General features: G+C 50.7%; 22 protein-coding genes. 4 read left to right on the top strand and 18 right to left on the bottom strand.

Translation table 11 applies throughout. From position 1 onward, the window contains the following. The first annotated feature begins 136 nt into the window (after nucleotides 1-136). Entirely contained in the window at nucleotides 137-1729 is a 1593-nt protein-coding gene (locus F6R98_RS01070) for a hypothetical protein (RefSeq protein WP_153247365.1), read from the top strand. Between the two features lie 76 nt (nucleotides 1730-1805). On the opposite strand, the gene F6R98_RS01075 is transcribed toward F6R98_RS01070, so the two are convergent. The 4 genes from F6R98_RS01075 to F6R98_RS01090 all read right to left on the bottom strand — a co-directional run bounded on the left by F6R98_RS01075 (nucleotide 1806) and on the right by F6R98_RS01090 (nucleotide 7026). Further along, on the bottom strand, nucleotides 1806-2000 hold the full coding sequence (locus F6R98_RS01075; RefSeq protein ID WP_153247366.1) for a DUF6447 family protein: 195 nt from the start codon (nucleotides 1998-2000) through the stop codon (nucleotides 1806-1808). A gap of 517 nt (nucleotides 2001-2517) precedes the next feature. Next, nucleotides 2518-3906, bottom strand: coding sequence for a TolC family protein (locus tag F6R98_RS01080; protein WP_153247367.1), 1389 nt, complete (start codon nucleotides 3904-3906; stop codon nucleotides 2518-2520). Between the two features lie 7 nt (nucleotides 3907-3913). Next, the gene (locus tag F6R98_RS01085; protein WP_153247368.1) at nucleotides 3914-5236 is read right to left on the bottom strand and encodes an HlyD family type I secretion periplasmic adaptor subunit; all 1323 of its coding nucleotides are present in this window, start codon (nucleotides 5234-5236) and stop codon (nucleotides 3914-3916) included. A 5-nt stretch (nucleotides 5237-5241) separates the two neighbouring features. Then, the gene (locus F6R98_RS01090; RefSeq protein WP_153247369.1) at nucleotides 5242-7026 is read right to left on the bottom strand and encodes a type I secretion system permease/ATPase; all 1785 of its coding nucleotides are present in this window, start codon (nucleotides 7024-7026) and stop codon (nucleotides 5242-5244) included. A 51-nt stretch (nucleotides 7027-7077) separates the two neighbouring features. On the opposite strand from F6R98_RS01090, the gene F6R98_RS21780 reads away from it, so the two are divergent. From F6R98_RS21780 to F6R98_RS01105, 3 genes are all read left to right on the top strand, one after another. Beyond that, nucleotides 7078-7245 (top strand): hypothetical protein, encoded by a 168-nt coding sequence (locus tag F6R98_RS21780; RefSeq protein ID WP_153247370.1) that lies wholly within the window; start codon nucleotides 7078-7080, stop codon nucleotides 7243-7245. A 406-nt stretch (nucleotides 7246-7651) separates the two neighbouring features. Then, nucleotides 7652-9154: a S8 family serine peptidase gene (locus F6R98_RS01100; RefSeq protein ID WP_153247371.1), complete on the top strand. Its 1503-nt coding sequence runs from the start codon at nucleotides 7652-7654 to the stop codon at nucleotides 9152-9154. A 74-nt stretch (nucleotides 9155-9228) separates the two neighbouring features. Then, nucleotides 9229-10791: a S8 family peptidase gene (locus F6R98_RS01105; RefSeq protein ID WP_194270083.1), complete on the top strand. Its 1563-nt coding sequence runs from the start codon at nucleotides 9229-9231 to the stop codon at nucleotides 10789-10791. 539 nt (nucleotides 10792-11330) lie between these two features. Here F6R98_RS01105 and F6R98_RS01110 read toward each other — a convergent pair. The 14 genes from F6R98_RS01110 to F6R98_RS01175 all read right to left on the bottom strand — a co-directional run bounded on the left by F6R98_RS01110 (nucleotide 11331) and on the right by F6R98_RS01175 (nucleotide 26086). Next, entirely contained in the window at nucleotides 11331-11885 is a 555-nt protein-coding gene (locus F6R98_RS01110) for a hypothetical protein (RefSeq protein WP_153247373.1), read from the bottom strand. Nucleotides 11886-12002: 117 nt separating this feature from the next. Continuing rightward, complete coding sequence (gene rffA / locus F6R98_RS01115; RefSeq protein ID WP_153247374.1) at nucleotides 12003-13151, bottom strand: dTDP-4-amino-4,6-dideoxygalactose transaminase; 1149 nt, start codon at nucleotides 13149-13151, stop codon at nucleotides 12003-12005. After that, nucleotides 13141-13959: a class I SAM-dependent methyltransferase gene (locus tag F6R98_RS01120; RefSeq protein WP_228125018.1), complete on the bottom strand. Its 819-nt coding sequence runs from the start codon at nucleotides 13957-13959 to the stop codon at nucleotides 13141-13143. The genes rffA and F6R98_RS01120 overlap by 11 nt, the downstream gene beginning before the upstream one ends. A 68-nt stretch (nucleotides 13960-14027) precedes the next feature. Continuing rightward, a complete protein-coding gene (locus F6R98_RS01125) occupies nucleotides 14028-14435 on the bottom strand; it encodes a GtrA family protein (RefSeq protein ID WP_153247376.1) in 408 nt (135 codons plus the stop codon). A gap of 465 nt (nucleotides 14436-14900) precedes the next feature. Continuing rightward, complete coding sequence (locus tag F6R98_RS01130) at nucleotides 14901-15731, bottom strand: hypothetical protein (RefSeq protein WP_153247377.1); 831 nt, start codon at nucleotides 15729-15731, stop codon at nucleotides 14901-14903. A 290-nt stretch (nucleotides 15732-16021) separates the two neighbouring features. Then, nucleotides 16022-16948, bottom strand: coding sequence for an aldo/keto reductase (locus F6R98_RS01135; RefSeq protein ID WP_153247378.1), 927 nt, complete (start codon nucleotides 16946-16948; stop codon nucleotides 16022-16024). 321 nt (nucleotides 16949-17269) lie between these two features. Further along, a complete protein-coding gene (locus F6R98_RS01140) occupies nucleotides 17270-18175 on the bottom strand; it encodes a glycoside hydrolase family protein (protein ID WP_228125019.1) in 906 nt (301 codons plus the stop codon). Between the two features lie 2 nt (nucleotides 18176-18177). Beyond that, nucleotides 18178-18843 carry an acetyltransferase gene (locus F6R98_RS01145; RefSeq protein WP_153247380.1) on the bottom strand — a complete coding sequence of 222 codons (666 nt, stop codon included), beginning with the start codon at nucleotides 18841-18843 and terminating at the stop codon, nucleotides 18178-18180. Continuing rightward, nucleotides 18840-19496, bottom strand: a complete 657-nt coding sequence (locus F6R98_RS01150; RefSeq protein ID WP_228125020.1) for a class I SAM-dependent methyltransferase — start codon at nucleotides 19494-19496, stop codon at nucleotides 18840-18842. The genes F6R98_RS01145 and F6R98_RS01150 overlap by 4 nt, the downstream gene beginning before the upstream one ends. Then, nucleotides 19474-20406, bottom strand: a complete 933-nt coding sequence (locus tag F6R98_RS01155; RefSeq protein WP_153247381.1) for a glycosyltransferase family 2 protein — start codon at nucleotides 20404-20406, stop codon at nucleotides 19474-19476. The genes F6R98_RS01150 and F6R98_RS01155 overlap by 23 nt, the downstream gene beginning before the upstream one ends. Nucleotides 20407-20761: 355 nt before the next feature. After that, complete coding sequence (locus F6R98_RS01160) at nucleotides 20762-22975, bottom strand: hypothetical protein (protein ID WP_153247382.1); 2214 nt, start codon at nucleotides 22973-22975, stop codon at nucleotides 20762-20764. 66 nt (nucleotides 22976-23041) lie between these two features. Beyond that, complete coding sequence (locus F6R98_RS01165; protein WP_153247383.1) at nucleotides 23042-23794, bottom strand: SDR family NAD(P)-dependent oxidoreductase; 753 nt, start codon at nucleotides 23792-23794, stop codon at nucleotides 23042-23044. A 520-nt stretch (nucleotides 23795-24314) separates the two neighbouring features. Beyond that, nucleotides 24315-25613 (bottom strand): FAD-binding oxidoreductase, encoded by a 1299-nt coding sequence (locus F6R98_RS01170; RefSeq protein WP_153247384.1) that lies wholly within the window; start codon nucleotides 25611-25613, stop codon nucleotides 24315-24317. Continuing rightward, nucleotides 25610-26086 (bottom strand): GtrA family protein, encoded by a 477-nt coding sequence (locus tag F6R98_RS01175; protein ID WP_228125021.1) that lies wholly within the window; start codon nucleotides 26084-26086, stop codon nucleotides 25610-25612. The genes F6R98_RS01170 and F6R98_RS01175 overlap by 4 nt, the downstream gene beginning before the upstream one ends. Between the last annotated feature and the right edge of the window lie 16 nt (nucleotides 26087-26102).

A 26102-nucleotide genomic window follows, 5' to 3' on the forward strand; every position in this document is an offset into this window, starting at 1 on the left:
TTCTATGCGAACCGCTGCAAAATATTTTTTCTGCCCTGTAGCTGTTTGACGGGTTGTTTCCGTTTGCGAATATTGCACAGTGCGTAGATGTTCACATGGTTTAAGGTCTGAACGGCTGTTGCTTGCGGGGTTACTCATGTTATTCCTGCTTGCGGCTCTCTTTGTTTGGTCTGTCATGCCCATTTATCCTGACGAAATTGCATTCCGTATGCAATTGGGACGATATATTCAGGATGGGGGAGTTGTACATGGCTTATATACGCTTTGTGAATCCAACATCAAGGGTACCCCATTACTTTTTTTGATTCCTGCGTGGATCTTATCCTGGGTGGATCTGACCTTTTCACCAGTGGAGATGCGTCTATTCCCATTTGTCACGACTGTGACAGCCATAATGTTCGCAGTGTGGTATGCGGTGCGTGGTATTAATTATTATGCTGCTATGCTTGCTATCACTTCTTTAGTAGGCGTCGCCGGCTCTGGTTTAGTCCTGGCTCGTTACGAATATATCCATTCACTGAATTTGGTTTGCTGTTTGGCGGTATTAAATTTTCACCCATCTACTACTCTCACGCGCCCGAATGTGCGCTATGTATTAATCATCCTGCTTCTAATTAGTTGCTTGTTTTCATTGTATGTTCACATTCAGGGTCTATTGTTCCTGCCTCTCACGCTCTATCTGACATATCAGCTCGTTCGTTTGGACGTCAGCAAGTCACTGGCCAAGGTTATCATGTTAATTTTGTTAGCGCTTATGGCACTTACGGGTATCAGGTTTCATCATACGACCTGTGCTGGGTTTCCTGAAATTGAGAGCTTCTGGGCTAATATGACGTTTAATCAGCGTGATTTGTTATCGGCTACGCTGAGCGATTGGTTTGTAGATAAACTGAGTAAATATCTCCGCTCTTTTTTATACAATAAAAATTATGCAGTTGATTACCTGCCGGGTATCAGTATCGATAATGATTGGCTGCAGGGCATGCTTAATTCCCTCAATTTATGTATTATTTTCGTATTGACGACAAATTTGCTGCTTACGGCGTGTGTTCCTGTTATACACGCATTCCTTGCGATCAGGTGGCGATATGCGCCGGGGTATTCATTACGCGTAGCTGAAGAGACATCCCGACGAAACTGCGAACAAGCGCTCGTATTGGTACTGTTTGCGTTACCGGTAATTTTTTTGTTTATTTACGATAAAGCGCAAAACTTCTATCGCTCATTCTTTCTCAACTTCGTAGTGGCTATCCTGTTGACTTTATACTTTTCTCGTAAAGTCTTTGTACGCGCGAAAGGGTTGGTCCTGTTGTATTATGGCCTGTGCGGGTTGGTGGTGCTTGCCTCCCTTCTAGTTAATGCAATGTGGTTTATGGGAAAATTGCAGGCTGACTACGAAGGTCCATCGCTCTCGTTAGGTCGGGACTGGCGAGGCATTGATGGCGACGCGCTGGCGTTGGTTCGGGACTGCGGCGTGGATTTGACCAAGGGAGGTATTGTCGTTGATGATATGACCTACAATAGCCTCAAATATTATCCTCGTATTTCTGCTATAACTTATGTCGGCTTATCTGCGACGGTTATTGGATCTACAATTCCAAGCGCGATTGAGCAATCACGAATCAATGCTGCAATCACCAGTTGCAAAACGCTGCACGCGGTTGGAATAGATGCTCAGCACTCCAGAAATCTTTTGTGCTGTGCCGACTTTTCAGGGGTAGAGAAATAACAAGATAAATTAATTTATTTTACTACCTTCTACCCCTGGCGACGCGAGGTTTGATAGAACGTTACGCCTGTATTTACTAGTTGGCAGTAGTTGGTAATAACGATTTTAATTCATTAATATAAGCCATTTGCGCTGTTTTGAACACGGCAATCTGTGCTTCAAGACGCTGTAATTCAGTCTCAACAAATTGCAAACTGAGAATCTGGCCTTTCTGTTCGTTCGAAAGATCGTCAAACTCGTATTCCTTGCCATCAATATTAATTTTTGCCATTGTGTACCTCGTTTAATAAATAGTAGAAAAACGTCTGTTTATGGTAGCATGCGGAATATTAGGAAGATAGTAACAAATATATGAAAGTTTGCTACTATTCCGCCTATCCGCAGGAGAGGAAGATAGAGGGTGAGTCAGGCGAGACCATCAGCTTATTATTGGATGGGCGCAGAGAAATCTTCCTGTGTCTGTTCTGAGTGCGCGGCTTTCCCTGACGTGTAGCCCCCTCCCCCTGCGAAGGGGCGGATTTGCGGCCCGGTAAAAGCCGACACGCTTCCGCGTATCTCGACTGACTTGCCTCGTTTACTACTGTTTCGGTCACGTCTTAAAAAATCTCATTGAATAGATAAAAGGTTTGCATAAACTTCTATTTATTTTTCTAATTCGCTGACGATGAGCAGAAATGATTGATTATCTATTCTTCTTTGTCCTGCGGAAGAGGACACATCAGCGTTGAACACCTTTAAGATTTTGTGTACTGCCTTGGAGTCACCATGGTCGTTTGTTATTTCCGAGCTTACTTTACATCTTGCTTAAAAGAAGTAATTGGATAAGTGGCTTCGCGCCGCGTTCCAAACCATGGCGCTATGGCTTCCAGGTCTAGGTCGGCTAATGAGCCGGCGTTAAGGCGTAAGCGAATCAAGCTGCGGATAAACTCGTATCGAGCCTTGTAGTGGTCGGTATTAGCTTTCATTAAACGTCGATGGGCGTCCAGTACATTGACAATGGTAGCAGCGCCGACTTCATAACTTTTTTCTTGCGCGATTTTTGCCTTTTCGCGAAAGCTTAGTTCTTGGCGGCTGGATTCTATGCGCGCTCGCCCGGATGTAGCGTTAAGCCAGGCGCTACGTGTCTCCTTTTCGATATTGCGCCTGGCTTCCTCGATTTTTTCCCGCGACATCTGGTATTTGCTCACGGCCTCCCGTCCTGCCGCTTCCACGCCGCCGCCAGCATAAATAGGAATGCTTATGTTTAAATACAGCGATGCAATATTATAATTATTTGGATATTGCAGGTTGTTGTATCCGGTATTACCGTACATTTCGCTGGCAGTGACATTTGCTGTCGGTAAATGTCCTGCTTTTGCACTAGCAATCATTTTTTGAGCAGTTTCCGATGCATATTGCAGCGATAGCAGCGTCGGATTGGAGCTTAAGGCCTCTTGAACCCATTCATCGGCACTGCGTTGTATCTCGGGAAATGTATCCTGCGTTAGCGGGTCGGATTCGTGTAGCAAAATTCCACTCAGTTCGCGAAGCTTTTCGGCGGCTATGGCTTTCTGATGGCTGGCCTCAAGTTGCGCGGTTTGTATTGATTGTGCATAGGCTTCAACTTCGTATAGATCCGTGGCCTTGGCCATCTGCCGTTCATGCATGTGGCGCAGACGGTTAATCTGGGCATCAGTGGCCGCCTGTTCAGATTCCAGCTGGACTATGGTGTCGTTGGCTTCCAATATGCCAAGGTATTGATCGACAAGGTCATAGGCAACTTTCATTCTTAGCGCCAAAGCCTGCTGTTCGCTCTGTTTGGCCTGTTTTTCGGTTGCTTCCAATTGAAAATAGGAAGGTAAATCGAATAGTGGCTGCACAATTTGTAAACTTCCGCGAAAACCGGGGTAGTATGCGTTGCCCTGACCGCCGAAAGGATTAAACCCGTTAGCGGAGGCATTCTGATTATAATTATTATAGGAATAATAGCCGCTGATGCCGATATTCGGCAGCAATTTTGCTAATACCTGGTCTTGTTGAGCACGCATCTGCTCGACCGTATATTCGCTGCCCTTGAGGGTGGGGTTATTTTCCACGACATGCGCCCATAGTTGCAGCAAGCTTTCGGCGTTAGCCGGAGACGTCGTAGCTAGCGGCAGCGCAAGCGCTATCAGTAATTGAAGAAAATATTTGTTCATAACTGGATTAATCCTCGATAAAGGAACGCGAGAACGAATCGCTAAGCGGGTCGGCTAGATATTGAAACAGTGTACGTTTGCCGGTGCGGATCAGTACTTCAGCCGGCATGCCTGGCAGCAGTTCCAGATTTAATCGGGTAAGCGTTTCCAGACCTTCGGCGTTTACCTCCACGCGCGCCAGGTAATAGGGGGTGTGCTGTGGATCTTCCGACACCAGGCTATCGGCCGACAACGCCAGCACCTTGCCTTCAATGCGCGGCAAATCCTTGGATCTGAACACGCTGAAGCGAATTTCTGCGCCTTGGCCTATTTTCACTCGGTCGATATCCATCGGAGAAACATGGGCTTCGACCAGCAGTTTTTCGTTTTGAGGCACAATTTCAAGTATGCGCGATCCCGGAGCAATTACACCGCCCAGGGTATGCACTGCCAACCCCAATACCTTGCCTGCATCGGGCGCCTTGATAACGCTGCGCTCAACGGTTTGTTCAAGGGCGTGTATTTTTTCATGCAGTTCGAAAAGATTCATTTGCACTTCCGCAAGTTCCTTGACAACTTCGCTTTGCAATGATTTTTTCAACTGCAGCACCTTGAGTTGGATTTCACTCATCTGCAAATTTACGGCCGCCAGATTAGACTGCAATTCGCCGTTTTCACCTTGACTGCTGGCAAATTTACGCTCGAGATCGCGCACTGTCTGCTTTTCACTATAGCCTTCCTTCAGCAGGGTTTGAAAATCATTCAGCTCAGCTTCGTACGAGCGCATCAGCTGCTCGCGTCCGGTTTTCTGTGCCTGTAAGCCGCGTTCCTTGGCGCGCAGTTGTCCGATTTGTTCCTGGTACAAATGCACTTCGTTGTCCAGCGACTGGCGGCGCGCCTGAAAAGTCTGGTTCTGTACGCGCATGGCTTCGGCTGCACGCGGGTCTCCGCGCGCCTCTAGCAGCTCGGGTGGGTACTTAATGCGGGATTGATCGTCACGTAACGCAACCAAGCGCGCTTCACGCGCCATTGTAATTAAATATTGACCGCGCAATACTTCGAGCTGGGCGCGGGGCTGGGTGTCGTTAAGCGTGACCATGATCTGGCCCTTTTCCACCCAGTCGCCGTCGCGTACTCGTATAGAGTCGATGATGCCGCCCTCCAGGTGTTGTACGGTTTTCCGATAGTTCTCGACGGTAACCTGCCCCGGCGCATGCGCGGCGCTACTTAGCGGCGCGAGTGCAGCCCAGCCGCCCAAACCGCCGAAGATGGCTATTACTAAAAAAATACCCACACGGCGCAGAGTGCTGTCATCGGTTAAGGGTGCGATACTTATTAGATGTTTTTTCATGCAGGCTATGCCCCCTTACTGCTCGGTATGGCTATGGTTGTGGTGCGCGGGAGTTGTTGCTGCCGGGCTGGCTGGGCTGTTGATGGCACCGGGGAGCTGGCGCGCTGCAATGATTGCAGTACTTCATCGCGCGGACCATAGGCGGCCAGCTGGCCATCGCGCATAAAGGCAATCGTATCGACCTGCTCCAGAATGCTGGGTCGGTGAGTTACCATCACCACGGTACATCCTTGCTCGCGCAATCCGTTCAAGGCGCCGGCCAGCGCGGCTTCGCCGTCCTGATCCAGGTTCGAGTTGGGTTCGTCAAGGATGATGATGCGCGGCGAACCGTAAAGTGCGCGCGCCAAGCCAAGGCGCTGGCGCTGTCCTGCGGACAGTTGTGCGCCTTGTCCCTGAATCACTGTGTCGTAGCCGTCGGGTAATTGCAGCAGCATGTCGTGGATGCCTGCCAGACGGGCCGCCTTAACTACCTGTTCGGCGTCGACAGGCCCAAACCGTGCGATATTCTCACTGATGCTGCCGTCCAGCAACTCGACATCCTGAGGGAGATAGCCAATATATGGTCCCAGCATTTCGCGATCCCAATGGCTGATCTCAGCGCCATCCAGGCGTACGCTACCGATGGTGGGCTTGTATAGACCAAGCATCGTGCGTATGAGCGTAGATTTTCCCGCGGCGCTGGGGCCGATAACCGCTACCTGCTGACCAGCTTCTATCTGCAGGTTGATTCCAGCTATCACAGGTTTTTTAGATCCGGGCGGTACGATAGTAACGTTATCCATGCGTATCTGGCCTGTGGGCGCAGGCAGCGGCATGGGCGTTCCGCGCAACGGCGCCGCTTCCAGCAGTTTTTCCAGGCGGCTATAGGCATCGCGCGCGCTGACGAAACCCTTCCAGCTGCCGATCAACAGATCCAGCGGAGCCAGCGCGCGTCCGAGCAGCATGGAGCCGGCGATCATCGCTCCGGGCGAAATTTCCTTTTCTATGGCAAGGTAGGCGCCCAAGCCTAAAATGAGTGACTGAATCACCGTGCGGTAGAGTTTGGAAAGCGCCATGATCAGTCCGGCCTTGCCGCTGGCCTTGCCCTGCATGGTAAGCAGAGTGTCCTGTTTGAGCTTCCAGCGAGCGCGCAGACGGGGCAGCATGCCCATCGCCTCGATTACTTCGATATTACGCAGATTGCGCTGGGTATGCTGGCTGGAGTCCATGGCGGCGTCATTGGCTTTCTTGAGCAGGTCGCGCGTTGCCAACTCGTTCCACAGGTTAAGCCCCATCAACAGAAACGAGGATATCACGGCGACTACGCCGAATGTCCAATGAAACCACCACATGACGATGATATTGAGCGGCAGCCACGGCGCGTCGAAAAACGCAAACAGGCCGTTACCGGTCAAAAACTGGCGCAGCTGCAATAGATCGTTGAGCGGCTGCGCGCTGGCGCTACGGCCGACACTGGGCAGCGCGATGGTGAACATGGCGTCGAAAACACGGGAATTCAACATTTGATCGAAGCGGTTGCTGGTGACCACCAGTATTTGCGAGCGCACCCATTCCAGCGCGCCCATCACCGTCAGCAAAAATACCAGCAGCACGGTTAGCATGGTCAGGGTGGAGACGCTGCTGCTGGCCATGACGCGATCGTAGATCTGCATCATGTAGATCATCGGCGCCAGTATCAGGATATTGATGAAGAAACTGAGAAACCCCGCAGAGAGAAACGATTGTTTGCAGCGCAACAAGGCTACGCGCAGATTGGCGACCTGCTCGCTGGTCTGTTGTGTATTTATCATGGTCATCCGTAGTTTTGATCTTCATGGTTGGGGATAAGGATTCAGATCCTCATGCTTTCTCTTTGTCTTCGCGTATGGAATGAAAAAGGGGCAATCGCTCGCAATGCGTTTTATGTCGAATCCGGACTGAAGATGGGGGTGGAAAAAAAAATTTCAACCAACGTAACCCTTGATCTGCTGGGGTTGATGCTAACCGACTATAACAACAGAAAATTTTAACATGAATACAGGCTGCAAATGTTAAAAATCGTTGCCAGGGAAGCACTGATTTAATCGGTTCGCGGCACGAAACCGTATGATAAATAATTGATATTATGTGGTATTTGTCAGAATATGTCGATTAAATCAGCGGTTGCCTAAGGAGTTACGATTAAACGCGGACTATGGAATTCGTCATGCGGTAACATTATATTGAGCGCCGGGCGTGCCTGGCTACTTATAGAAGTAAAGTTCTTGCCACTGGGTTCCTGCAACCCCCGGATCAAGTCCGGGAATTGCAGGAAGGACGTTTTTTTCCTACCGCAGTGCTCTATAGGCGCGGTTGCTGAGATAAAATATAGCTAAAGCCAGCAGCAATTGTGAGCTGCGTGTTGACCGGATAGATATTATGCAGGAGTAATTAACCATGCTGAATGCCAGTTTCTTCTATAAAGTCAATACCAATCAAGGATACGAGCTGATTGGCTATACCAGCAACGGCTGGCTTGTGGAAAACTTTTACAACGCATCAGGGGCGTTGCTGGAGCAGGACGTGTTTGCCGGCAATAGCGAAGCAAAATTTATAACCAATGCGCAGGGCGGTTATACCGAAAGTATCTTCGTCAATGGCGTGCTGACCGCAAGCGGCACATTTAATGCCAATAACGTTTTGTTGTCTCAGACGCAGTATGCTGCGAACGGACATACCGTAATTGAAACCGATACCTTCAGTTACAATAGCCGGAACCAGCTGACCTCTGAGATTCGCGCCAACGCCAACGGCGTCTTCGAGACCGAAACCTTTACTTATAGCAATAATCAGTTGAGCTCCGTCATCCATAGCAACGCAGGCGGGGTGGTAACGGAAATCGATTATTATTCGAACGGGCATCTGACCCAGGTCATCCACCCGGTTACGCCCACGAAAAGCCCTACGACCGCGCCGACTACAAATCCGTCTACGCCCGTATCAACCGGTTGGAGCAGTACAAGCGGCCTCGGCGAAATCAGCGTGCTGAAAGCTCTGGATCTGGCGACAGGGCAAACGCTTGCCGACGCCGCGCCGGCGCAGCCGGTGGAATGGGGCATCAGTTCGGCGAAATTTCAGGACGCCTGGGCGGCGGGTTTTACCGGCAAGGGTGTGGTAATCGCCGACATCGATACCGGCGTCGACCTGAATAACGCCGCGCTGACGCACAACCTGAGCCAATATGACTGGAACTTCGTCGGCGACAACGCCAATGTACAGGACGACAACGGCCACGGTTCATTTACCGCCAGCGAACTGGCTGCGGCCGCGAATTCGAGCAATAACGTGGTTGGGGGAGCTTACGGCGCGCAGATGATGATATTGAAGGCGCTGGACGCTTCCGGTAGCGGTAGCGACGGCACTATCGCCACCGCGATCACCTATGCGGTAAATCATGGCGCCAATGTCATCAATATGTCGCTGGGCGGCGCATCTCCCGACGCGACGCTGCAAGCAGCCCTGCAATATGCCGCCAGCCAGGGCGTAGTGGTTGCGATTGCCGCCGGCAACAGCGGCGCGAGCTCTCCCGCCTATCCTGCCGCTTACGCGCAAACGGTGAGCGATGTGATTGCGGTAGGCGCCACCCAGCAATCGGGTTCGTCGCTGAGTCTTGCCGGCTTCAGCAATCACGCGGGCAGCGCCACGCCATACAATTTTGTCGATGCGCCTGGCGTTAACCTGCAGGGCTACAACAACAACGGCCAGGTAGTAACGGATTCAGGCACCTCCATGGCGACTCCGCTGGTTGCGGCGGAAGCGGCGGTTGTTGAACAGGCGATCGCGACCGTGCATCCTGAGTATAGCGCTGCCCAGATAGCAGCCCTGGCTGTCAGTGATATTACTCAGTCTGCAACTGCCTTGAGTTTGATCGGCGTCGCTTCGACCACGGCGCACGCCTGATTGTAAACGTTGATCTGCCGGGTTAGGCCCTTATCGGGCTAACCCGGCCTGCGAATCTTATGAGTTTCAGCACAATGACCGCTTCATACACAAGAGCGCAAAATATCGCGGCAGTTTCGGGCAATATTTATGCGCCGGGGGATTATCTGACGATCTACGCGGGCGTCGCGCAAAATAATGCGAACACTTTTGTAATCGGTACGCTGGGCGATGTCAATATCAGCAACGCCGCTTACGGCAACGATACGGCTAGCGGCAATCACACTTTGTATTCGCTGCAAGTAGCCGGTTCGTATAAATCATATACGGTATCCGGATACTACGGCCTGGTCACGCTGGCCAATACGCAAAATAATCAGATCATTCAATTTCAACTGACGCGTCCGATGGACGGCGCGAATAATTCCGGGGTCGATGTGAAATTTGCGGATGGAGATCTGGCATTCACCTCCAACGTCAGCAACGGCTCATGGACGGCCTGGGTCACTCATGGCGGAGGCGCCGGTCAGTGGGGGGTTGGGTCGCAAGCACTGCCGGCGACCCAAATACAAACTCCGCTCAGCTTGAACACGCTCGACGCCGGCACGCTGAATTTATCCGCCGGCAACGCTTCCTGGAGCAGCACTACCGGTTTTGGCGCAATCAACCTGAATAGCGCACTGAGTCTGGCGACAGGGCAAGCCGTTACCCACATCGCCACACCCTCTCCGCAAACGCTTAACTGGGGCGTAGGTGCAGCGAACTTTCAGGATGCCTGGCATGCCGGCTATACCGGAAAAGGAATTACCATTGCCGACATTGATACCGGCATAGACTTGAACAATCCCGCGCTGACACTGCATCTCAGCCCGCTGAGCACCAATATCGCCAACCCGGGCGCAAGCATACAAAACCTCGATAGCGGATCGCATGGTTCATTAGTCGCGAGCCAGATGATCGCAGCCCCGGCCAGCGCCGGTGTCGCCGGCAGCGCCGCCGTGACCGGCGGAGCCTATGAAGCGACACTAATGGAATTACAAACGTCACATTACGACGCGGCATCCAACAGTGCTGTTTTCAATAATGCGGATATAGCCACTGCCATCAATTATGCCGTGCAAAACGGAGCCAATATCATCAATCTGTCGCTTGGAGGCTCCACGCTGGATAGTTCAGTATACGCTGCGATGCAGAACGCATCTAAACAAGGCGTGATTATAACAGTGGCGGCAGGCAACAATGCCCAAAACTCGCCGGACTTTCCCGCCTATTTGGCAAAAAGCATGGGTAATGTCATTGCCGCCGGTGCAACGCAATACTCCGCTAACAATACATCGGGTATCACGCAAGCCAGTTTCAGTAATCAGGCCGGCATGAGCACCGCTTATGATTATGTGGATGCGCCTGGCGCCTATCTGCTGGGTTATGGAACCATGACCTCCGCAGGGCAAACGGCGCCGGTAAAGGTTGCATCCGGCACCTCGTTAGCTGCGCCCCTGGTGGCGGCCGAAGCGGCGATTCTGGAGCAGGCGATCAAGGCGATAACCCCCGGCATCGACCCGCTGGAGCTCGCCGCTGAAGTGATACATGACATTACCGTGGGCCTGGTAGGCGTCGCCGCCAATATGGGAACTGCGGCAACGAACCCCTATGCGTAAACGGCGATACTTCGCGTGCTCGGGTTTGATGTAAGGCGTTGTCCACGAAAAACACGAAAAACACGAACAAATGGTCAGGTTCTGTTGATATAACGCAATCTGGAATCAATGGGGTAGCGTCATGCCGTCAGGGAATGACGACGGCATCAGGTCGACAGCGATGTTGCTCTGGCCTCTTCTTCCCAGGCGTCCGGGTTCCGGCAATCCATGCCAGAATGACGGTTTTTCTTTTAATCCCCTCTCCCTATGGAGAAGGGCAGGGGTGAGGGTGTAAAGCGCTTGTTGCATGCGTCAAAGCTTTTGATAACTCAAACGCTTTTACCCTCACTCTAGCTCAGTGTTTCCGGGCTATTCCGCCCGGAACCCTGCGGGCGAGCTGCGCTCGACCAAATACGTTCCTGACGTATTTGTCCCACAGGAGAGGGCATCTGTGTGGATACCTATGCCTGGCGGGAGAGATGAGGGTTGCTGTTCGCTACGCAATTTACACGGTAACGGCTACTGTTGCGAACTATCTTCGTGTCTTCGTGCACATGTGTCTAATCGCTGTACGAACCTTTCAAAAAGCCCTGTATATACCCAGCAGGAAGGGTAAATGGCGCTGACGCGGCGCTTGACGGGCCATACAAACGCATGGTGATGCCGGTATGGGCGTGGTCGTCTAGATATTTCCTGCTCAGCTCGATATCCAGCATTTCGTCGTACCCGCAGAACAAGGTGCAGTTGACATTATGCATTACCGCCAACGCATGGAATTTTTCCCCGGCCAGGTCGAAAGCCTGATCGAAACCGCGCCAATCGCCGTCGTAGTAGTCGGTGATACGCAGAAAATAACGCGTAGGCCGATTCTGCTCGGTGCGGGCATGTAACTCAATATCTTCCACTTCCGGCGCGTCGCTGCCGTTATCCGCAGCGTTGCTTATTACCGGTCCATGGAAATACATGATATTCTTGAATGGGTCGCGTTCGACCGCCACCTCTTCGTTTACCTCGAGCGGGTCGTTAGGGTCCACTCTGAACACCGAGGAGCAACTTGCCGTAGTCAGCAGCAAAATTCCACACAATAAAACATTCAAACTGGAGTCTATGCGCATTAAATATCCCTGATCCGGTAAATACATAAAGTATAACAAGCCCGCAATCACGAGGCAAAGTCACAAGCGCCGCATGCGCGAAAGCAGAACCCAAAGCTTTACCTCAACCGTTCTGGTTCACGCTCCTCCCGCTAAACAGCCATACAGGACCTCAACCACTCGATCCTGCTGCGTCTGTGTTAAACCTATCCATAACGGCAAACGAATCAGACGTTCCGCGACTGAACAGGTAACGGGTAAAGCGCCCGTGGCTCTGCCATAACGTAAACCCGCAGGCGAGTTATGTAGTGGAACGTAATGAAACACCACGCCAATACCTGCGCTGCCAAAAACCTGCAGTGCCGTCTGCCGGTCAGCGCCGGGATTCAGCAGAATGGGGTACATGTGCGCGTTATGCCGGCAATCTTCCGGCACGAAAGGGCGTCGGAGCAAACCGCAAGCTTCCAGCGGCTGCAAGCGCTGGTGATAATACTGCCAGCACGCCAAACGGCTCTCGGTAATGCATGCCGCGTGTTGCAACTGCGTCAAAAGAAAAGCAGCAATCAGCTCGCCCGGAAGAAAAGATGAGCCATGATCCTGCCAGGTATACTTGTCGATCTCGCCACGGAAAAAACGGCTGCGATCCGTGCCTTTTTCACGAATGATTTCGGCGCGCTGAACCAGCGCGGGATCGTTGATCAGCAAAGCTCCGCCTTCACCGGAAATCAGGTTCTTGGTTTCGTGAAAACTGTAACAGCCCAGATCCCCTATACTGCCGAGCGCCTTCCCGCGATAGTCGGTCATAACTCCCTGGGCGGCATCTTCAACCACCTTGAGGGCATGACGACGGGCAATTTCCATAATGGCGTCCATATCGCAGCTCACGCCGGCATAATGCACCGGCACAATCACGCGGGTTTTCGGGGTTATCGCAGCTTCAATCAAGCGTTCATCGAGATTAAGCGTATCTTCGCGAATATCGACAAACACCGGCACGCCGCCGCGCAGCACGAAGGCGTTGGCGGTAGACACGAAAGTCCAGGAGGGCAGGATCACTTCGTCGCCGGGCTGAATATCCAGCAACAATGCAGCCATCTCCAGCGCTGCGGTACAGGAATGCGTCAGCAGTGCCTTGACGCAGCCGCTGCGCTGCTCCAGCCACTCATGACAGCGCCGCGTAAAAGGGCCGTCGCCGGCCAGGTGCATATTGGCGTGCGCCTCGGCTATATTGGACAGCTCCTTGCCGGTCATCCACGGACGGTTAAATGGGATAAACTCAGCGCTCAACGGAGCGCACCTTTACTGGCTTGCGGGCAATCAGCAAACGCGAGCCGCCGACTGGTAAATCCAGCCCTGCACGTATCAAGGCGCGTTCGCACGCGAGTATCCCTTCGAAAAGCCGGTTCAGCAACGGATTGAGACGCAACTCATCGCGTGGATCGAACGCAGTATCGCGGCGCGCGCGCAAACGCGACAGCAGCATAAGCGGCAACAGCAAACTCACGAACGAAGTGCTGCGCTCAATTTCAAAGCCGGCTGCATTCAGTTGTCGATGTAAATCCGGCGCATGATAGCGACGCTGATGGCAAGCGTGATCATCCACGCTGCTCCATAGCCAGCGGTGTTGCGGCACGGTAATTAAAACGCCGCCGCCCGGCTTAACCGCCCGGTACATGGCGTGTAACACGGCATCGTCTTCCTTGATGTGCTCGATAACATCGAATGCCGCCACTACATCGAATGCTTCATTGTAGGGTATCGCGCGGGCATCCATCTGTACCAGCATGGCGGATGGAACCCGTTCAGCTGCAACGGAAAGGCCTGCGGAAAATACTTCGCTGCCAACCATGCGCGCGCGCGGAAACGCGTCAGCGACGGCGGAAAACACAAAACCGGTCCCGCACCCCACTTCAAGATACGATTTCAATTGGGAGAAATAGCGGTGCAAAGCCCACAATATCAATGCGTTTCTGGCGCGAAACCAAAAACTTCCGGCTTCTAGTAGCGCCAATGTCTCGAAATACTCGGCCTTGAAGCCTTCCGATTGTTGAGCCAAAGCGGGTGCCCAAGCAGGAAAGCCCGCCAGTTGCGGCACTGTAAACCCGCAATGCGGGCATGATGGCTCGGTGGCAGGGTAAAGCTGGTTGCATGTGGGGCACTGAATCATGGATCGGTATCCAATTTTCTTTCATTCTGCGGAAAAACAAAATAACGGAAACAGACAAACAAAAAAACCGCCACAACAGGTATGGCCGCCGCTTGCACCAGCTGATGCGGATAATTCAGACGGTCGGTGAATACCAGCAATAACGACAGGTTGATGCCATAGCCCATCAGGTGCGCGGAAGTATAGCGCACGGCGCTGGCAAGCGGGTTGCCGCGATGAGTAAAAGCCCATTGCCGGTTCCCGATATAGCCGATGCTGGCCGCCAGCAGATACAAGACCGACATCGTAGCCTTGGGAGCAAAACCCAGCGAGGTAATCAACAGGTAAACACAGTATCCGGCACTATTGCTGAATAGGCCGACCAGAGCATAGCGCAGAATCTGTTTACCGACGATATTAATCAACCCAGCACCACCAGCCAAAATCCGCTATGTCCATAATTTTTCCGTGGTATGTCAGAAGTCGCTGTCCTGCATGGTTGAAAACATGAAGATCTTCCGTCGCCAAAAACTCCCGGTTTTTAGCGAACAGCAACGGTGTTAAACATAATGTTGGCGTGCTATCTATCCGTGGTCGATTTTCGGAATAGTCCTAGAATTCATAGGGATGCTGCGCTTTTGCTTCACCTAAAATGAACGTGAGTTTCTTATGAAATCATACTGTTGATTCTAGCTCAGCACGGATTCAGGTAGATGCCAAGCACGCACGCGCAAAGTCCTGTGATGGATATTGATATTGGCTGGGTTATATTGGAATATACCATCAATCTATCCATTATACGCGATGTTACAGGCTCATGCCAACCCCTGGTCAGATACCGCCCCGCCAGGACAATGCATGAACGCCTTTATTTGTCTATGCGTAATTCATTAAGCCATCCAAAACCTAATCTCCAATGACATTCTGGTTTGGTTGTCATTCAAGTTGTATCCGCCACCATGGATCAAGTAGGGTGAAAAAATCATAACTTCGTTTTCCTTGGGGTCGGGCCTTGTCAATTTCGGGATCTCGTTTTTAACAAAAATAACCCCGGGTACCGTGTATTGGGTTTCATTTATAAATGCGCCATCGGCGGTTCTTGTTATGTCGGATTCCTTAAGAAAATGGCTGCCCGCAACTAAAGGTAAAGAGCTTCTAATGGTGCTGCCGCAAAGAGGCGCATATATATTGACTGCATTTCTCAAACGATCCAGCCAAACATCTCGATGAGGCGGGTTGTTGTCTTTCATTTTGTTTGGACGAACTATTCTCATGAAATAATGATTAAAATTGTCGTGTTTCGCCTGGGCGGATACCTTATTTCCCAGAATTTCTGAAATCCTGTCGTTCACAATGTCGAAGTTTATGGGGAAATCAGAAACGTGCCATCCATGATGAATCAAGCTTGCTACCTTAAGGTGCAACTCGTCATCGACATAGGCGTGATATGATTCCAGCTCGAAATTATCGTCTATTTTTCCACCGGCCCTTACTATAAGCCTGGCAAGCTTGCCTTGTATACCTTTTTTTATTAAGGCAAAACTTTCCTGGTCAAGGAAGGGTTGGATGGTATATCCCAAGCTGTTCCAAGGCGTATCAAGAAGAAGGTTGATATCATTTTCTAATAAAACATCATTATCTCCTTGAAAAGTGTCGCCCTGAAATTCAAATGAGAGAGTATGATCTTCTATTTGATAAGTAACCTGGCTATTTGTTTTCATAATGACTTAATATCCTGAATATCCATAACTAAACTGACGAGGAAGATCGCCGAGGGCGAGGTGCCTTCCGTTATTCCGGAGATAACAGCCTTCGAAGGCGTGAGCCGCTTTCGTTCGGCGATGGGTTGGACAGACACAGATGCTTAGCATCGGGGAAAAGGCCGCTTACAAGAAATTCTACCACGATTTGTGGTGCGCTCTATGAATTAAGAGTACCCCGTATCGGGAGAGGTTTCGTGAAAATCGGGTTTTTCTCCGCCCTGTTGGATCAGCGCGAACACTGACAGTGCTTATTTAAAAAGTGATTCTATTTCAGTTGTTAATTCCTGGTTCATGTTAATGCTTAAAAAACCCAGATTCTCCACTAATTGTTCTATTTTGCTGACATCCGAAAGAACACTGCTCACAATGGAGTTGCTTAGGCACCATTTTAATGCCAAAGCTGATGGAGAGTAATTGAGCTTTTTTGCAAGGTTGGAAAATTCTTTTGCCTTGTTTAGCTTTTCCTCGTTAAAGTCCCACATTTTCTGTTTTAAAAATTCGTTGCTTGCTCTGCTTTCCCTGTCAATGCTTTTTGTATTGTATTTGCCGGAAAGTATCCCCTGACTTAACGGGTAATATCCAATAATGCCTATATTAAGTTTCGAGATTGTTTCTTTTAGATTTTTGATATCGTCGTTAAATAAATTATAGGCATACTGGCCTGCAATAGGTAGGTCGCACCCTAGCTCTCTTGCCTTGAAATAAAATTCGCACAATTGATAAGCTGAAAATGAGCTTATGCCCCAATATAATATTTTACCATTGTTAATCAGGTTCTGGATTGTAGTGATTGTTTCTTCGGCTGGGGTTGAGTCATCATACCGATGGCAATAGAAAATATCCAAATAGTCGGTATTCAGTCTTGAGAGAGAGGTGTTTACCGAGTGGATAATGTTTTTTCTGCTTAAGCCCTTTTCGAGAACTGAATCCCCTTTTTTAAAAAATGCTTTTGACCCGATTATTAATTTGCTTCTTTCCTTGCTGGATAAAAACTTGCCTAAAAATATTTCTGATTCACCGTTTTCATATACGTCAGCCGTATCAAAATAATTTACACCGGATTCGTAAGCGCAATCAAAAATCTTAAGTTTTTCTCCGGCTGAGCTGGTATTCATTGCTCCCATGGAAAGCAAGCTAATGGTAAGTCCGCTGTTTCCTAATTTTGTATATTGCATTTTTACAGCATATAATGGAGTTAATATTTTGTCGGCTTCATAATAAATGCATCCACCGTAAAGCTGTTCAGCTCCTCTTGTAGTTCGGGGTAGGGCTTCCAGGATACAATGTACTCGCTCAGCGCCTCAAAAAAAACCGGTCACTTAATTAAACGCGGAATAAAGCGTTTCCGTTCATGGTTCGATAAGCTCTCCAGCCGCATGCGCCGCGCTACGCCCACGAACGGAAACAACCACTTGCCGTTCGTCCTGAGCCTGTCGAAGGACTCGATCAGCGCTTCCCTAAAGGGATGGGCTGCCTTTTGCCTGCGTTTGATGCGGTCAATCCAGCACCGCCAGTCCAAATCCGCTGCGTCCGTAGCCGTTGCCATTGTACAGCATGAACCGCTGCCCCTCATGATCGAAAACATGGGGGTATTCGATCATTTCCGCATCCCAGCCGGACAGCGAGACATCAATACCTGAGCGATGATCCTGGCGCAGCCAGTGCCTGCCGTCGGCGGACTCGGCATAGCCGATACGGTAACTGCCCTTCCCCCGGTGCGAATACCACATTTTCCAGGCGTCAGCGTCGTGCAGCACTGAAGGGCGAGAAATGGCAACTTCATTCTCGTTTGCATAATCAATGGCAATATGTCCGTTGCGCTGCCAATGAATGCCGTCATCCGACGTCGCGTATTTAATATGATAACGATGCACAGGGCCACCCAGGTGCGGTTCCCAGCCGGTACACGAGACATACCAGATGTGCCACTCTTCACCTTCCTTGATCACACAGCAGCTGGCGCAAAAATGCGGTTCGTGCAGGCTGCGGTCAACGACCGCGCCTGGTGCGTAACGAACAAACGGCGCATTGCCGTCGCTGATTGCCACTCCTATGGCGTTGCGAAAGGGTACTGTCACTCCCAGGTTCCAGCCGACGTAATACAGGTAACGCCGCGCTCCGGCCTGGGTGAGCCAAGTCGCCATCGTACCGCTGTCGTCGAACATGCCCAAACCGCCTGGGGCTAATACCGGGCGTTCCGAAACTTCGAGCACGGTTTGCGGCTGCTGCAAATCGATTACGACGAATCCGGTATGGGCGCGGTTGGAAGCGTCGCGGGCGCTGAAATAGATACGGTAAAAATCGTCTGCAATATGTTCGCCAATGGGGACGGATGCGTGCGTTTGCAGCCAGGGACGCTGGCCTTCCGCACAGAATAGCAGGCCAAATTTACGCCACTTCATGGTTATATTTTTTTCAGGCGGTTGCTGGGTACTCGGGAGCGCTCAGTTGCGTTGCCCATATACACGCCGTATGGCTCGGCATCGGACAACAGCAATGCACCCGCGCCAATAACGCACTTTTCTCCTATCTTGATATGTCCGCGTAGGGTGGCGTTAATACCGATAAAGCAGGACTCGCCGATCTCGACTCCTCCGGCAATCACGATATGCGAAGCCAAAAAACAATGATCGCGAATAATGCTATGGTGACCGATATGGTTGCCGCTCCAGAGCGTTACGTTACTTCCTATCCGGACAAAAGGCTGCACGGTATTATCTTCCAGGATAAAGCAATTGTCGCCGAAGCGGCCTTCATTGAGCAGGCTTGCGCGCGAACTCAGGTAGCTGGCCAGCCGGTAGCCCTGCTCTTTTGAGGCGAGATACTTCTCTCGCCTCAACTGATTCAAACCGCTGTAACCCGTAGCGATAAAAAGATCATGCGTTTGTGGCGGATATTCGGCGGGTAGTTGCTCGAAGGCCACCAGAGGCAAACCGCAAAAAGATGCGCTGTTGACCCATGCGCCATCCACGGCAAACGCAGCAACGGTATAAGGGGAGTCGTGAGTAAAGTAGTAATGCGCAATTTCCGCGCTTTCGCCTGCGCCAAAAATGACCAGCGGGTTGCTCACAGCGCCTTCCTTACCAATAGGGTAAAATCGTACAGTCCATAGTCGTGCAACAGAGCGACATTGCGCGAATAATGACGCTTGCAATAGTCGAACAGAAAGCAAGGGTCGGCATAATAGAGATCGGGACGCATTTTTTCGCGATCCGAATAGATTGTCAGGCAATTGAAGGCAAACCCGCGCGTACTGCAACGGTCGAGCGCCGCCAAAGTCCGCAGAATATAATCGCGCCACGCGTCGTCGGGGCATGCGAGCCTGATATTAAAAATACCGCTGGTGACGCTGTAATCGGCAATCCGGTCGGGTTCGGAGGCGAGAACGAAGCTCGCGCCGATAGCTGCGGCATGACTGGCTCGCGCGCTCTCGATCATTCCGGCAGCAATATCATAACCCCGGTACCGGATATCCGGGTATTGCGGCGTCAGGTAGTCGAGGAGCGCGCCATAGCCGCAACCGAGATCATTGACGGAAAATGCGCCCGGCAAGTCAAACAACCTGCACAGCTGGGCAAAACGCAGTTTTTGGCTGTCTTCTCCATTCCAGTCCACTCCGCGCGGGGTCGCTCCATGACGATTTAGTGCGTCGCTGTAATAATCGGACAGTTCGGCGAGCGACACATCGCCGCTCGGCAGCCTACCCATTTCTACGTTGTCCATATATTTTTCTGATGATGGTATAAGGGCGGCGCTTGGTTTCCGAATAAATGCGTGACAGGTAAATGCCGATGACGCCGATGAAGAAAATCGTGAGTCCTCCCAGCAGCCAGATGGATGCCATGACCGAAGTCCAGCCGCTCAACGGGCGTGCAAAAAACTGCCAAAGGATTATCAGGTAGGCGAAATAAACGGCTGCACATAGCGAAATAAAAAGGCCGAGGTTAAAAATGGCAATTAACGGAGCGCTGCTGAACGAGGTTACCGAGTTGACCAGCATGGCAAGTTTATGTCGCAGACTGTAAGTGGTCGCGCTGGTGCTATGCTTGACTACGGCATAAGGCTGCTGATCGAACCCGGTAATGTACCATAGACCGGCTATAAACACTTCACGTTCGTCATGCCGCACCAAGGCTTCGACGTAACGGTTGCGCATCAGGCGCGCGGTGATAACGTTTTCAGGCAAATCCATCCCGGTAAGCAGTTGAACCAAACGATAGAACCACCGGCCGCTCCAGCGTTCGAACCAGCCTCCCCGCCGTTGGCTCTGCACGCCGTATACTACATCGCATGAGCATTGCGCCATGTATTCGGCAAAAACGGGCAGCCATTCCGGTTCTTCCTCCAGATCGCTGTCTATTAAAAACACATACTCGCCTTGAGCATGGGCCAAACCGGTCATCATGGCCTTGTGGTGGCCGAAGTTACGAGATAAATCAACCACGACAATATGCGGGTCGAGCCCGGCCTGGCGAACGGCCAGTTCGAGACTGTTATCAGGCGATCCATCGTTGACCAATATGATCTCGTAGTCGTCTCCTGCCCATTCCCTTGCGCTCTGTGTGACCCTGTGGTGAAAAGCCAGCAGATAGGGCGCGGACTGATATAATGTGGCAACAACAGAAAGTTTCATAGTGCGGTTGTAAGCGCTTCAGGTAACGAGCAGAGCAGACTATGTCCGCGTACTATGACCTAAGTCTGGTTTCAAGGATATCTTATTTTGCCAGGTATCGTCAATATCGTTCGCCATTCAATCGGAACTGCGATTGCCTGTTCGAGTATACACTGATTTAATTAGTGTCGGCAGATTTCCAGTTTAATGGGCTGGAAAACAAACAACGGGAAACATCGATTGACAGGGTGGTGAAAAACTCGATTTTCATACCACCCATTGTGTTTTTATCAAGTACAGGGACACAAGGCATAGTGGGTTATGGGGGGCTTCACCACCCTGTTAAACCAGCGCCAATTTCAATTTCCTGAAGCTTTTATTTCATCGACGCAACGGTTTTTTCCCACACAAGCGCTTGATTCTTTGGAATCCATTGCCCCGTGCGAATATTGCCAACGTCCCAGTCAGGTAGTTTTCTAATGGCGCCGCACATGTTGCCCGCTTTAAAACCATGGGCGCGCAAATTTAAATCCAAATTGCCCTGGATAAGAAAATTAAAATCCAGGTTTGCATATCCATTGGTTTTTTCCTTTGAAGATAGAGAGTCGGGATTCGAAGGAAAAACATGTAAGTAAAATGGCGTCGCAATGCTTTCTGATGAGCAATTATTGTTCAAGTATGCGACGTAATCCTTATTTATATATATATCGTAACCTTTGCCGCTATCAGCCCTGGCAAGACCGTTTTTCTGTAAAAAGTTATTAAACAAAAATGCAATGGCATTCTCGTTGCTTTTTCCATCGCTGAAACCGGTCAGTAAGAACATGTCAAAATCTCTGGTTGGACTTTTCGCGAAAATGGATTTCGTCTTTTCCAATTGCCCGTTGACTCTTAATTCCGGCAGGAATCTATAAGCCGCCCGCGCAACATAAGTGCAGTTGGAATCAGTGGCGAGACACTGATCCAGCTCACTGGAAATTCTTTCAACGTTCAGGTTTTTGGCAAGATCATTCATGAGCATTCTTTCCGGCGCGGTGGATGATTTTATAATATCCTTCCGTATCCAAACCCCGACTGGCAGGGTTTTGCGGCCGCAAGGCTCATATGTAACCAGACTTTCACGAATTGGCTGATATTTTTCTTTGAATCTCGCATCAGCAAAGATGGATTCGTAGTACACGCATGACCAGTACTCATGGCTTTCTATCATATCGGGCGCCGCAAAATCAAAAAAATAATCCGCAACCAATGGGCCGTTTTTTAATTTTGCCATAATCTGGGAGCCCAGCATGCCCAGGTCGACTATATTGAACTGCTTATACCAGCTCATCAAGCCAAGGTCAGGATTTGAAATGGTGGGTCTCGGTATAGCTTCCCTGTCTGCAACTTCCTTGAGTTCTTTTCTAATGGAATTAAATTCCTCTAATTTCCAGCAACAATCGTATGGCTGAACGTAATTGTTTTTGTGAGCAACAACGGCAAGAAGCACCAGTAACGGAGTGAAATAAAAAAATATTTTTGTTTTAATTGAATAGAACATGCAGAAAATGGCTGTAAAAACAAAAATCGCCATTTGCGTTGTTGAACGGGTTATATCAAGTCTCGTCGGTCCCAAAAAAACTGGGTTAAGCACCGCGGTAAGTATGATGGATAAGGACAATAAAAAAACCAGTGCCCGCTCTTTCTCTTTCTTCCATTCAAGGCAAACAAAAAATGGGGCGGCACTTAAAAGGTAGTAGCCGCCATGATAAGAAAATATTGATTTTGAAAGGGTAAGCGACTCGGCAAGAAAATCCTGGTTGAGGCTGATTAATGCTGAAAGTCTTGTGCCTATGGATATTCCCTGGGCATAAGCGGTATTCGGCGATAAATCACCAAAATAAAGGAAACGCCACGAATTGTATCCTGCCCATACTGTCATCGTAGCAACCAGAAATATGAAACCCCTGTAACTCTTCTCGACAACAAGCCAGTAGGCAGAGAAAATGACCAGTAAAGGGAATATGTGATAAATCCCGTCCAGTCTTGATATGCTGGCCAAAAAGGGAATGGCCATGAAAATATAATTTATCCTTTTTTTTCTTGCAAAATCGTAAAATAAATATACTGTCAACAAAAAAAGGAGATGAGTAATCGCATTTTCCATCCCCGAACCTTGCCACTGAATAAAAGAAGTCAGTTGCGTCAACCCTGTTGCACATACAAGAGCAGCAAGCAAAGAAAAATATTTTCTTTCTGAAAAAAACAGAGTAAATATAATGCCCAAAGCCACTGTGCATACAAAGGTCTGCTTTTGAGCATACTCCAGGATTCCTATATCTGAAACCAGATATAAAAACGCATAAACAAAAAACTGCACCGGGGCGGAATATCCCTCCACCCTTTCACCAGACGGTCCAACCCCAATAAATCCATAATCAACAAGATTCCTTGCATGACTCATTGTAATAATGCCGTCGTCAAGCAAGTTAAGCCCCCCAGGATATATCTGGGAGTAGCGTAGATAGAACGCAGCGAAAAAAATGGTCCCGCCCATTGCAGGCACCAACCATTCTGCCGCCCTGCTTCCCGGTATATTTTTGTTGTTCATTGAGCCTCGTTATCTCAAGTCAAACTGCCTGACGCTGACACGGCAGAATCAGAATTTCCGCGTATATTATATGTTAATCCTGTTGAAAATTAATGCAGGAAGGTGCCTGATCATCCACATAATGAGTTGCCATTTTCCTGGCACATAAGCAACCGCCTGGCCGCGATCTACCGCACTCACAATCTGTTGTGCGACATCTTCAACCGCAGCCAGTTTGATGCCTTTGTCTTTCAGGTGGGCCGTCATCGGGGTGTCCGTCGGCCCCGGCTTGATCAGCACTACCTTGACGCCTGTGCCGGCGAAGCGGTGCTGCAATCCCTGCGCATAACGAGTAACCAAACCCTTTGCCGCGCCATAGACGTAGTTGGATTTGCGTCCACGGTCGCCGGCAACCGATCCGATCAACGCCAGACTGCCTCGATTCTCGCGGGCCATATGTCCGGCAAAAGCCTCAGCGTAAAGCACAGGCGAGATTCCATTGATTTCCAACGCCTCACGGCAGGCCTCCAGGTCTGTTTGACAGACGCTCTGCTCGGGCAGGAAGCCTTGAGCGATCAGAACGGTATCGACCGGACCCGGCTCGACAATACTGTCTACTGCCAGTTGAATCGATATCGGGTTAAGGAGTTCTGCCTGCACGGCGCGAATATTCGACTGCGGGCTACGGACCCGCAGATCGACCGCTACCCGTTCGACTCGGTTGACGTCGCGGCCCAGGAGAGTGAGATCAATTGCCTTGTCCTGCACCCAGAGCCGGGCGCAGTGCTCGGCAATCGCAGAGGTGGCCCCAATAATTACAATTCGCTTGATTGGCTGCATATTCGTATAAAGTCAGAAAAGACAAAAAATACAGATGTAATTTCACCCCCACCCGGAATGAGGTCGGCCCGCAGGCATTTTACAAAACCGGAAATCTCTTCATAATCGGGTTTACGCGGAATGGCGCCGTCAAAATATACCGGTTGCTGCGCAACCGGGACAACGGCATAGCGTCCAGTCGGCGGCCAATAGTATCCGCCCCATGGCGAAATAAAAAAACAAAGAAAAAACCTGCTGTTTCCTTTTTTGCTTTGCTTAATCGTATTGTTACGGAGGATATCGTTATAATGCTCTGTATTGCCGACAAAATAGGATAGTCATATTTCAGATATTGCAGTATGGAGCCAGGCAACGAGCGCCTGTAAAATCCATCCTGAATGCTTACCTGGTAGTAATTCCGGCTCCAGGTATTCGGATACCTGAAACCTGTATAAAAGGACAAAAAAATTGCGATGCAGAGAGCCGCCTTTTGGAAAGCCGGAAGCCCTCTTTGCGGCATGGCCGGAACATTGTTCACCCCTTAGCTCCCCATTAACCGGCGCGACAAGCCCGAGCTAATGCCGGGGTCGCGGTATTTCAAAAAATCATTGAGGAGGGGATATCCCGCTTCAAAGAGCTCACGCGGTATACGGGCATCCTTGGCGAGGTAAACGCGACCGTTTGCACCGCGCACGATGGCGTCCAGGCGTTCGAACAGTTTCAGCGTTCGTGCGCCGTTATTGGGAAAATCCAGCGCCAAGGTAACCCCATGCTGCGGAAAGCTCATCATGCCCACCGGTTGACGGCTGCCAAAGGTTTTCAAAACGGCAAGGAAGGAGCCGTCTCCTGATCTGGCAATTTCAGCCAGCGTGGACTGGACTGCATCTTGTCCGGCCTCTCGCGGCACCACGAACTGGTACTGAAAGAAGCCCCTGGGGCCGTACATCCGGTTCCATCCGAGGATATTGTCCAGCGGGTAGAAAAATGATTCGTAATGCGCAACGGCGCAACCGGCTCGCCGCTTTTTGAAATGGAAATAGGCCATGTTGAAGAGCCGTAGCGAAAGCCGGTTCACCAGAGAAACCGGGGGCTCCAGCGGCATCCTTAATGTATGGAAGCGCGGTTCTCGACGGTCATCGGTGTCAGCGGGACGGCCTCGCATGAATATCCCGCGCTCCCCGGCGCCGGAGATGCAATCGATCCACGACACAGTGTGCTCCCATTCGGCTTCGGAGTCATCGGCCAGCCGGAAGAACTCATCCAGGTTGGCATAGGGCGCCGTCTCGATATCCAGCCATGGCCCCGCGACGCTGCGCAACTGTATTTCAGCCTCGACGATGACTCCGGTTAGTCCCAGCCCTCCGACTGTTGCAGCAAACCAATCCGCTCGAAGCTGTGGACTGCATTCAATGACATTTCCATCGGTTCGCACGAGGCGGATTCGTCGCAGGTGATCGCCGAAGGAGCCGAGCATATGGTGATTCTTGCCATGCACATCATTGGCAATGGCGCCGCCCACCGTGACAAGCTGCGTTCCAGGGGTAACCGGCAGAATCCAGCCGCGAGGAATAACCAAACGCTGAATATCCCGCAGCAGCAAGCCGGCCTCGCACGCCAGCAGGCCTGACTGCTCATCGAACCGGATGAAGCGATCCAGTCCTGTGGTATGCCAGATTACGCCTTCCGGGTTCATGCATGCGTCACCATAGCTGCGCCCCATGCCATGGGCGATGCCAATACCGTGCGCGGCGAGCACGCTGGAAACCCGGTCACGGTCATTCAGGCCGACCACATGATGAAGATCGGCATTCAAACGCCCCCAGGAAGAAACCCGCCTCATACGCCCCCGGGGCGGAAGACGTAACGTCTGTCGAGGCGATACTTTGTCAGGTAACCGATTGTCAGTCCGATAACGCCGCCAAGATAGCGCATCTCATTCGTTTCGAAGAGGCGGTGGAAGCCAAACTCGAATCCCCAGAAAATCACTGTCGTCGCAAGTCCCATCAAAGTGTAAAGCGCAAAAATCCGGACGTCGTGCACGGCGTTGCGGGCGCGAAAGCGAAAGATGTACCGCTTGTCGAGAATGTATTTGACAATAAGCCCCACACCGGTACCGGCTGCCACCGAAATCAGGATGTCCAACGCGCCGCTGTTGTAGCTGCGGATCACGCTATTCTGAGCACCGATGTTTGCTGCGCCTATCAGAATGAGATGGTTTACATGGGGTAAAACGCAAACAACCAGGTACTGAACGCCGATGTTTGCTAGCATCGCGATTAATGAGAGAATTGCATAGATAATTGTCAGCTTCATCAAGCAAAAAATTCTG

Source organism: Candidatus Methylospira mobilis, from assembly GCF_009498235.1.
GTDB classification, from domain to species: Bacteria; Pseudomonadota; Gammaproteobacteria; order Methylococcales; family Methylococcaceae; genus Methylospira; species Methylospira mobilis.

Bases quoted from the DNA above. Each gene is read 5' to 3' on its own strand.
- F6R98_RS21780 (WP_153247370.1), top strand. From the start codon at position 7,078: ATGCTTTCTCTTTGTCTTCGCGTATGGAATGAAAAAGGGGCAATCGCT.
- F6R98_RS01165 (WP_153247383.1), bottom strand. From the start codon at position 23,794: ATGCAGCCAATCAAGCGAATTGTAATTATTGGGGCCACCTCTGCGATT.
- F6R98_RS01155 (WP_153247381.1), bottom strand. From the start codon at position 20,406: ATGAAACTTTCTGTTGTTGCCACATTATATCAGTCCGCGCCCTATCTG.
- F6R98_RS01140 (WP_228125019.1), bottom strand. From the start codon at position 18,175: ATGAAGTGGCGTAAATTTGGCCTGCTATTCTGTGCGGAAGGCCAGCGT.
- F6R98_RS01170 (WP_153247384.1), bottom strand. From the start codon at position 25,613: ATGAGGCGGGTTTCTTCCTGGGGGCGTTTGAATGCCGATCTTCATCAT.
- F6R98_RS01110 (WP_153247373.1), bottom strand. From the start codon at position 11,885: ATGCGCATAGACTCCAGTTTGAATGTTTTATTGTGTGGAATTTTGCTG.
- F6R98_RS01080 (WP_153247367.1), bottom strand. From the start codon at position 3,906: ATGAACAAATATTTTCTTCAATTACTGATAGCGCTTGCGCTGCCGCTA.
- F6R98_RS01175 (WP_228125021.1), bottom strand. From the start codon at position 26,086: ATGAAGCTGACAATTATCTATGCAATTCTCTCATTAATCGCGATGCTA.
- F6R98_RS01130 (WP_153247377.1), bottom strand. From the start codon at position 15,731: ATGAAAACAAATAGCCAGGTTACTTATCAAATAGAAGATCATACTCTC.
- F6R98_RS01075 (WP_153247366.1), bottom strand. From the start codon at position 2,000: ATGGCAAAAATTAATATTGATGGCAAGGAATACGAGTTTGACGATCTT.
- F6R98_RS01100 (WP_153247371.1), top strand. From the start codon at position 7,652: ATGCTGAATGCCAGTTTCTTCTATAAAGTCAATACCAATCAAGGATAC.
- F6R98_RS01105 (WP_194270083.1), top strand. From the start codon at position 9,229: ATGACCGCTTCATACACAAGAGCGCAAAATATCGCGGCAGTTTCGGGC.
- F6R98_RS01135 (WP_153247378.1), bottom strand. From the start codon at position 16,948: ATGCAATATACAAAATTAGGAAACAGCGGACTTACCATTAGCTTGCTT.
- F6R98_RS01150 (WP_228125020.1), bottom strand. From the start codon at position 19,496: ATGGACAACGTAGAAATGGGTAGGCTGCCGAGCGGCGATGTGTCGCTC.
- F6R98_RS01160 (WP_153247382.1), bottom strand. From the start codon at position 22,975: ATGAACAACAAAAATATACCGGGAAGCAGGGCGGCAGAATGGTTGGTG.
- F6R98_RS01085 (WP_153247368.1), bottom strand. From the start codon at position 5,236: ATGAAAAAACATCTAATAAGTATCGCACCCTTAACCGATGACAGCACT.
- F6R98_RS01070 (WP_153247365.1), top strand. From the start codon at position 137: ATGTTATTCCTGCTTGCGGCTCTCTTTGTTTGGTCTGTCATGCCCATT.
- F6R98_RS01090 (WP_153247369.1), bottom strand. From the start codon at position 7,026: ATGATAAATACACAACAGACCAGCGAGCAGGTCGCCAATCTGCGCGTA.